Source organism: Dickeya sp. CFBP 2040 (assembly GCF_012273755.1).
Lineage (GTDB): Bacteria > Pseudomonadota > Gammaproteobacteria > Enterobacterales > Enterobacteriaceae > Dickeya > Dickeya poaceiphila.
Map to the genome: position 1 here is coordinate 1 of NZ_JAAVXH010000024.1, position 7,596 is coordinate 7,596.

General features: G+C 48.0%; 6 protein-coding genes and 2 pseudogenes. 7 read left to right on the plus strand and 1 reads right to left on the minus strand.

Features of this window, described 5'->3' with window-relative positions; translation table 11 throughout:
* Positions 1 to 66 precede the first annotated feature (66 nt).
* Positions 67 to 144: pseudogene (locus Dpoa2040_RS03100) on the plus strand (IS1 family transposase); the annotation flags it as partial.
* A 153-nt stretch (positions 145 to 297) separates the two neighbouring features.
* On the opposite strand, the pseudogene Dpoa2040_RS03105 reads toward Dpoa2040_RS03100, so the two are convergent.
* Positions 298 to 607: pseudogene (locus Dpoa2040_RS03105) on the minus strand (transposase); the annotation flags it as partial.
* 568 nt (positions 608 to 1,175) lie between these two features.
* On the opposite strand from Dpoa2040_RS03105, the gene Dpoa2040_RS03110 reads away from it, so the two are divergent.
* From Dpoa2040_RS03110 to Dpoa2040_RS03135, 6 genes are all read left to right on the plus strand, one after another.
* A complete protein-coding gene (locus Dpoa2040_RS03110) occupies positions 1,176 to 2,849 on the plus strand; it encodes a class I adenylate-forming enzyme family protein (RefSeq protein ID WP_168640260.1) in 1,674 nt (557 codons plus the stop codon).
* 866 nt (positions 2,850 to 3,715) lie between these two features.
* On the plus strand, positions 3,716 to 4,009 hold the full coding sequence (locus Dpoa2040_RS03115) for an acyl carrier protein (protein ID WP_168640261.1): 294 nt from the start codon (positions 3,716 to 3,718) through the stop codon (positions 4,007 to 4,009).
* Entirely contained in the window at positions 3,987 to 4,484 is a 498-nt protein-coding gene (locus tag Dpoa2040_RS03120) for a 3-hydroxyacyl-ACP dehydratase FabZ family protein (protein WP_168640262.1), read from the plus strand. Before Dpoa2040_RS03115 ends, Dpoa2040_RS03120 begins: the two co-directional genes overlap by 23 nt.
* The gene (locus Dpoa2040_RS03125; protein WP_168640263.1) at positions 4,478 to 5,620 is read left to right on the plus strand and encodes a beta-ketoacyl-[acyl-carrier-protein] synthase family protein; all 1,143 of its coding nucleotides are present in this window, start codon (positions 4,478 to 4,480) and stop codon (positions 5,618 to 5,620) included. The genes Dpoa2040_RS03120 and Dpoa2040_RS03125 overlap by 7 nt, the downstream gene beginning before the upstream one ends.
* Complete coding sequence (locus Dpoa2040_RS03130; RefSeq protein WP_246867232.1) at positions 5,617 to 6,153, plus strand: coronafacic acid synthetase; 537 nt, start codon at positions 5,617 to 5,619, stop codon at positions 6,151 to 6,153. Before Dpoa2040_RS03125 ends, Dpoa2040_RS03130 begins: the two co-directional genes overlap by 4 nt.
* Positions 6,150 to 7,592 (plus strand): class I adenylate-forming enzyme family protein, encoded by a 1,443-nt coding sequence (locus Dpoa2040_RS03135; RefSeq protein WP_168640264.1) that lies wholly within the window; start codon positions 6,150 to 6,152, stop codon positions 7,590 to 7,592. The genes Dpoa2040_RS03130 and Dpoa2040_RS03135 overlap by 4 nt, the downstream gene beginning before the upstream one ends.
* The last annotated feature ends 4 nt before the right edge of the window (positions 7,593 to 7,596 follow it).

Below are 7,596 nucleotides of genomic sequence, written 5' to 3' on the forward strand. Positions count from 1 at the left end.
TTTTATTGTGCTAAAATGATGCGAGTCACTTTAATGGTTATTCGGTGATATTTTTGAGGTTCTCATATGATCAGCGTTAACATTTATTGTCCCCGCTATCAGTCTGCTCAGGTTTATCGCCATGGGCAGCCCACTACACATAACTCCACTCCATGAGATAACATGGCTAACCTAATAAATATTTTGGCGAGTTATGCTCCCGCCGAAGATCCGAATTCTGGTACTCCCGAATCAGGTACATCCATGTAGATTATTTTTTAAATGAAACCCCAATATATACTATAAGGCAGACGTTGCTTTCCCTTTACGGCGAAAATTCAGTTTCAACAGGCAGTAAATCCGGTGAACGCGCTTATGATTCCAGACGTGTCCTTGTTTACGCCGGACTGAGGTCGGCAAACATCTGTTTGAGACGACGATTCTCATCCTCCAGATCTTTCATCTTCTTAATATCAGAGGCTCCCATACCACTATACTTCGCTTTCCCGTTGTAGTAAGAAGCCTCAGATATCCCCGCTTCGCGGCAGACATCCTTGACGGTGCGTCCGGCTTTGACGGACTTGAGAACGGCAATGATCTGATGTTCGGTGAATCGGGCTTTACGCATAGCGATCTCCTCAGAGGGACATAATCAGTATGTCGGAAGATCTCTAAAAGTGAATGGTTCGGTTTGCAGGGATACTTACACAGGGAGGGGCCGATAATAAAGCCAACGCACCTGCAACTTGAAGTATGACGGGTATAAATCAAAAACAAATCAGTTCCTATTGTCAGGATGAGCATAATAAAAAATAGGTAATGCGCCGTTTAAATGACAATCCATACGAATTATTTTATATCATCTCCTCCATTTCACTCCCACTTAATCAGCATTTTCATTAACATAGACTCCATTAAAAAAATGGCACACTACCTCATCGCTTATCATTTAAACCATGAAAAACAGTTATCTATAGAATGAATATTTTCCGTTTTGATTACGTTATCGTTACAGCTATATTAAAAACACATTGAATAGAATAAATCAGCACTGAATCAAAAGCACTTTAATTAAGTATAAGGCATAGAATTTACATAGATACAATTAACACATGATGTTATCAAAGAAATTAATATACCACCTGTTAGCAGCGATGGAATTAAAGACCATAAATTAACGCATTCAGATAGAAACGGTGAAAGTCGCAGGCGCTGGCACCTCAACTGAAATCAAGGTCGTCCCTGGCGGCTATCTTGCCGATATATTCGCTGCCTCACTGATGCAGATATTGACATCTCTGGTAATGACCAACACAGGAGAAACACACATGTCTTTGTTTTCCCAACTCGAACATATCGCACAGCAGCGTCCTGATGCACCAGCGATCATCCAGGACAACAAAAACATTTCATTCGCCCGTCTTGTCGCACTCGCCAGGAATATTGCCTCCGGCTTGATAAACGCCGGTTTACGTACAGGAGATCGAGTAGCCATACATATCGGAAACCGTCCGGAATTAATCGCTGTTTATTACGCTTGTCTCGGCACGGGTGCCGTACTTGTTCCAATACACATCAAACGCTCTTGTAGCGAAACGGAATATCTAATCGCACACAGTGCCGCCAGGTTTTATCTGGCCGATACGGAAAGATATATGGTGTCCGCCGATATCATCGAAAAAAGCAATACCCTTGAACGCGCCTGGATTCTTGACTTTTCCTCCCCGACGCAACGCACCCGCACTTGGGCGGAATTGCTCGCCAGCCCATTACGGGATTTCCCTTCACCGGATGACAACAGCCTGGCCGCTATCTTTTATACCTCAGGGACCAGTGGGACATTCAAAGGCATCGTCCATTCCTATTCAACGCTTGGCGCCGCCGTTAATCTGATGGAAACAACAATGAACCCGCTGACGACGCAAAATGCAGAACACGCCAGCTTTTTTTGTTCCATGTTTGACCTCATCATCCCATGGAACATTCTAATGACACTCACTGGCTTGCGGCGCGGCAGTCCGCTGGCTCTGATGACGTCCCCCACGTCAGAAAAAACCCTGTCGTTGCTGAGTACAGGTCGGATAGGCTTCATTACCGGCGCGTCTTCAAGTTTCAACGCGTTGATCTCCGCAGCCAGAGCAGCAAAAACGCCACCGCCCAATCTCAGCGGAACTTACTGTGTAACGGGTGGAGAGGCGTGTTCCCTTACCGTCAGTCGAGATTTTTTTAAAACATTCGGCACTCATTTACGCAATTCTTACGGGCAAACCGAATCGGGCGGCCCTGTTGTCTATCAACCAAATATCGATTCCTGTTCCGAACCGAGCATTGGCTGGCCGTTGCCCGGCGTAGACATCGTCATTGACGCTGCAGCAGAAGAGAGCGGAGAACTACAGCTCCGCTCCCCAGCCAATACTATTGGCTTATGGAACGGTACAGGCGTCGATTATCTGGACAGGAAACGTTGGTTAGCGACAGGTGACATCGTCAGACAACTGCCGAACGGCTGCCTTCTCTATATCGCCCGGCAGAACGATATGATCAAAGTGGGCGGTTACCCCGTTTCACCACTTGAAATTGAATGTGAGCTTACGGCTCATCCTCAGGTTGCAGGCGCCATCGTTTTCGGCGTTATTGATGCAATCTCTGGTGAATACCCCATCGCACTGGTGCAACCCTGTGCGGAAACAGCGTTGGACACGGGGGAATTATCCGTCTATCTCTCCAGTCGTCTTCCCGCTTACAAACAGCCGCGCGAATTTATTCTGGTGGAGACGCTTCCTGTATCGTCCGCCGGAAAAATCAGCCGACAGCAGATAGCATCGGATTACGTCACATTAAAGAACAAGGTAAATAGTACAGCGAATTAAAGTATAACAACGACACATTTCTCTTAATATGTCCATTCATGTCACGCTGTGACATGAATGGATTGCCGACAAGTAAAATAAAAGATTGATACCTGACTGCCGATTTAAACGACTCTACTGTATGAGCAGGGGTCATCCTGAGCCAATCTATTTATTCCACTCAATTAATGTAAATTTGAAATCACGAAATTTATATTTATAAATTCAATAACATAGCCCTAACAGGAACCTCGATACAGGAATAGCCACAAAAACAAATCATGAAAAAAAAGAATATTAGCAACGAGTATTTTCCCTTTTTTAATCCGTAGATTTTAGTTTATAAAATAACAGTATTGATGTTTAACCACTCACAGAGCCTGATAAAATTAAATCATCAACAATCATTTCAAAGTGAGTGATGGCTGTATCTTGATTTTTCATAGAACGCACTTTTTTCACTTATAGTGAAGCAGAAGTCATATGAAAAAATAATAGCACCTCTTTCAAAAAGCGAGTGATTTAAAATAAAACAGAATAAAAACCTTATATAGCATAAATAATTCGAGTTGCAGGACAACACGCTAGCGTGTTGAACAACGCAACGCGTTGGCCCGTTAGGGCAAGGCCCAGGGATGAGCGAGTAATAAAGCCAACACACCTGTAACTTGAAGTATGACGGGTATAGAAAGAAAGTATAAGCCAGGAGGATGAATACCGATCCGCCTGAAAAAATTGAATTTACAGCCATATATCGATAACAGCAAAAACGTTAAGGAATAACCATACGCCATTTAAGTTTAAACTATCCAGGCGAATGAATATTAATGACACCGAAAAATCTTCAACAGACATATTAAACAGTTAAAGCAAAAGGAAATGTCAACTTGAAAAACATAGAAAACACTATTATCGAAATCCTGATCGATGATCTCTTCATTAGCATTCCCCGATCAGAAATTGAAGTAAATATCAATATGCGTGATGGGCTGGGTTTAGACTCACTCGGTTTCAGTGAATTACGCGCCCGGTGTGAATACGCCTTTAACATCAAAATCGAGGATGAGTACTTTACGCCTCAACACTTTGACTCAATAACAACACTGACAAATTTGATTTCATTCTTAATAAAAAACACCAACACCCAGGGAAACAGCCATGAACACGCAAACCCAAGATAAAAATAAGCATCAACACAGAGTGATGGGATTCACCGAACTTAAAGGGTGGCTAAGGCATCAACATCCTATGGTATATCTTGACCGCGTTCTTGATTATGAACCCGCCAGTTATATTAAAACACTCATGGCGGTGTCAGGTCAGACAGACGCCATCGCCGGCCATTTTCCTGAGCGAGCTATTTTCCCGGCAAGTCACATGATGCAGGCCATATCACAATCGGCAATTATTCTATTTCAGCTTTCAACATCACCATTAGCTGACAACGAAATAACATTAGTGGGTTCCATTAAATCCCGGTTTATTCGTGTTGTGGTGCCCGGAGATCAAATCATTTTTCACCTTAATTGTGAAATGTTGCGTGATAACTTTCTCACATTTTCCTGCCGGGCAGAAGTCACGAAGCAAACAGTGGGAATGCTCAAAGGCTCACTGGTGCGCCAGAATATATCCACGCTGGGGACACAGCTATGGTAAATAGCGACTCTCCAGTTTGGGTTACTGGTATGGCCTGGTCTACCGCATTAGGCGATGAAATCGCCCCCGTCTGGCAATCCCTGCTGAAAGACCGTTCCGGCATCACCGAACTCGATGCCGCGTTATCATTACGCAGCAACCTGGCGGCCCCCATACCCGACCTTCCTTTGGAATGGGATGACGCCAGACGTCAACACGTATTGACGGTAAAAACCTTACGCAACGCGTTGAAGGACGCCGCTGTTTCTGTAGACGATCCAGACATTCTCCCAATACTGGGGACCAGCTACGGCCACCATTTAGACTCATCTGATAGCGTTTCGTTGTCAGAATGGTCAATACGCGCCGTTAACGAAGTCGGCTGTATCACATCTCCGATTACCGTAAGCACGGCCTGCTCGGCCGGAGCCGACGCCATTTTAGCCGGCCTGAACGTTATCAGGGCGGGCCTTGGCGAAATATGCGTATGCGGGGGAGCCGACATTCTTACCGTGGGAAAACGGCTTGGCCATTCTCGGCTAGGCACCCTGTCTGCCGATGGCCTGCGCACATTTGATGTCAGCCATAACGGTACTGTCCTTGGTGAAGGCGCCGCCTTTCTGATACTGGAATCCGAAGCGCACGCCAAACGTCGTGGCATTGAGGCTTATGGCATCCTCGCCGGCGCGGGTTCCGCAAACGATGCCACCAGCGCGGTGGCGCCCGATTTATCGGGGCAAAATGTCATGCTCACCGTACAGCGCGCGCTCAACAGTGCGGGCTTAAGACCGGAAGATATTTCCATTATTAATACGCATGGTACAGGAACGCCGATTAACGATTCGGTCGAAGCTAAAGCCTATTCACAGCTGTTTTCAGCTTTACCCAATCCGCCGACCTTGTTCGCCACAAAAGGCGCATTTGGGCATACGCTTGGCGCTACGGGCGCTATTGAGGCCATTACCGTATTACTGGCATTAAAAACGCAGCAACTTCCCCCGATTCATGGGTTGCGCGATCCCATCCCTGACCTCAATTTGCCTGTCGCTACTCAAAAAAATATGACCTGTTGTGCAACGGCTGGGCTAAGTATCACGCTGGGATTCGGCGGGTTTAATACCTGTCTGGTGTTCCAACATGCAGGGAGCACAGCATGATGAACAATACCGAGGCGCTAACCGCACAATGTCTCAATATCGCCGGTCAGGGGATGGCGAGTACGGCAGATTTGTCCACGTATAAGTCGGCACAAAAAGCGTCGCTCTATGCCGATCCTTTATCCTGGCTGATTCTTGAAACGGTTGAACAAGCCATCGCCGGGCATCGTGATGCCATCACGTCGGCCTGCGCATCGGTAGGGCATATCGCCATCAGTGACCAGTGTACGCTCAAGACCATACACGACATTGCCGCCACGCTTTCTTCAGGGCACCTGTCACCGCTACGGTTTTCGGGCGCCTGCCCTGGCACGGTCATCAGCCTCCCGTCGCAATTTCGGCGCTTTAGTGGTCCGAGTATGGTATGGAGTATGTCCCCGGACAACACACAACACTATGCCGCCGTGCTGGCACGTGTCTGGCTGGATGAAGGCGCAGCAACCCACGTCATTATTACCACTCACCATGTAGATGCATCAGGCCATCACATCCACAGTATTGTCGTCACACACAGCAGAGGGGAACGCGAATGACATCGCTGCGCCACATGACTCCCGACGCGATTCAGCACTTTGTGGATGGGCTTATTCAGGTCGATGCTAACGCACATGAGGCAACGCCGTTGATTTTTGGCGATCTCGTAAAAGATCTTCGCTCACTCGGCATTGAACCCGGCAAGCCTGTCATGCTGACAATCCCAAATAGCGTGCAATTTGCCGCCATTGTTTTTGCTCTGCTGACAATTGGCGCGGTTCCTGTACTGCTGCCCTCCTCTGCGCCAGCATCCCGCATCTATCGTATCGCACAGGTAATCGGTGCCGACGACCTGCTCGCGTTGCACATCCCCTGCGGCTTGATGCAAGCACAACCCGCGCAACCCCTGTCGCAATCCGGTCAGTTAATCAGACTGGATATATCCAGGAAGCGCCGCTACCAACCGGGCGAAATCATTCTTCTCACCTCTGGCACGTCCGGCATATTCAGCGGCTGTTTATTTCACATCGACAGTTTATTTCGCAATGCGCTCAACCATGCGCGGGCCGTTGAACAACGAGCGCAAGACAGAATATTGATCAATCTGCCGATGTACTACTCCTATGCTTTCGTCGCGCAATTACTCTCCTGCTTTGCGTTGGGGCATAAGGCGATTATTGCCAGGCCGCCCTTTACGCCGGGCAACTATGAGCGAACGATTGAAACCTATCAAATAACCCAGTCATCCGTTACGCCCACCATGATCAACGCCTGGCTGCAATCCAGCTCCGGGCCACTCCCGGCGCCATTACGCCGTTTAACCATCGGCGGAGACGCGCTTGCAGCTCCCGTAGTTGAAGCCCTATTGGCTCGCAATCACGGCATAGCGCTTTATCTCACTTATGGCCTGACCCAAGCTGGCCCACGCGTTGCAACCCTGGCGGCCCATCGCGTACCACCTGATAAATATGCCTCTGTTGGCAAACCGTTCCCCGGCATTCACGTCTACCTGCGCAAAGATAGCCCCAGCGACAACGATGGCGAACTGATCGTCGAAACCGATACCGGCATGATTCGGCGCATCCACAGCCAAAGCGAAGACATTGAGACGCCTCTCAACGAGTGTCGCCGCATCATCAGTACCGGTGATCGCTTCACTATTGATGACGAAGGCTATCTCTTCTTTAAGCAGCGCAACCCAACCTATGTCATGAGCCGTGGTGAAAAGGTGTGTTTGAAATCGGTCAGTGAGATAGCCGAAACCATCGCAGGGGTTTCTCGCGCAGAAGCCTGGGTACATAGCGATGCCGCCGGGGCTGGAAGCGTGGAATTTACTCTGGATGTCTATTGTCACGACACCTCACTGAGCGAAGGGGAGATTCGACGACAGCTCAGTAAGATTCTGCTTCGCAGTGAGCAGCCGAAGATCATCGTGCTTCACCCCGTTTCAGACTTGGGGTGGAGAAAGAACGCAACGCCAAACATCGTCGCTAAATAACAGG

Coding starts and splice junctions, on each gene's coding strand:
- Dpoa2040_RS03120 (WP_168640262.1), top strand. CDS start 3,987: ATGAACACGCAAACCCAAGATAAAAATAAGCATCAACACAGAGTGATG.
- Dpoa2040_RS03125 (WP_168640263.1), top strand. CDS start 4,478: ATGGTAAATAGCGACTCTCCAGTTTGGGTTACTGGTATGGCCTGGTCT.
- Dpoa2040_RS03130 (WP_246867232.1), top strand. CDS start 5,617: ATGATGAACAATACCGAGGCGCTAACCGCACAATGTCTCAATATCGCC.
- Dpoa2040_RS03135 (WP_168640264.1), top strand. CDS start 6,150: ATGACATCGCTGCGCCACATGACTCCCGACGCGATTCAGCACTTTGTG.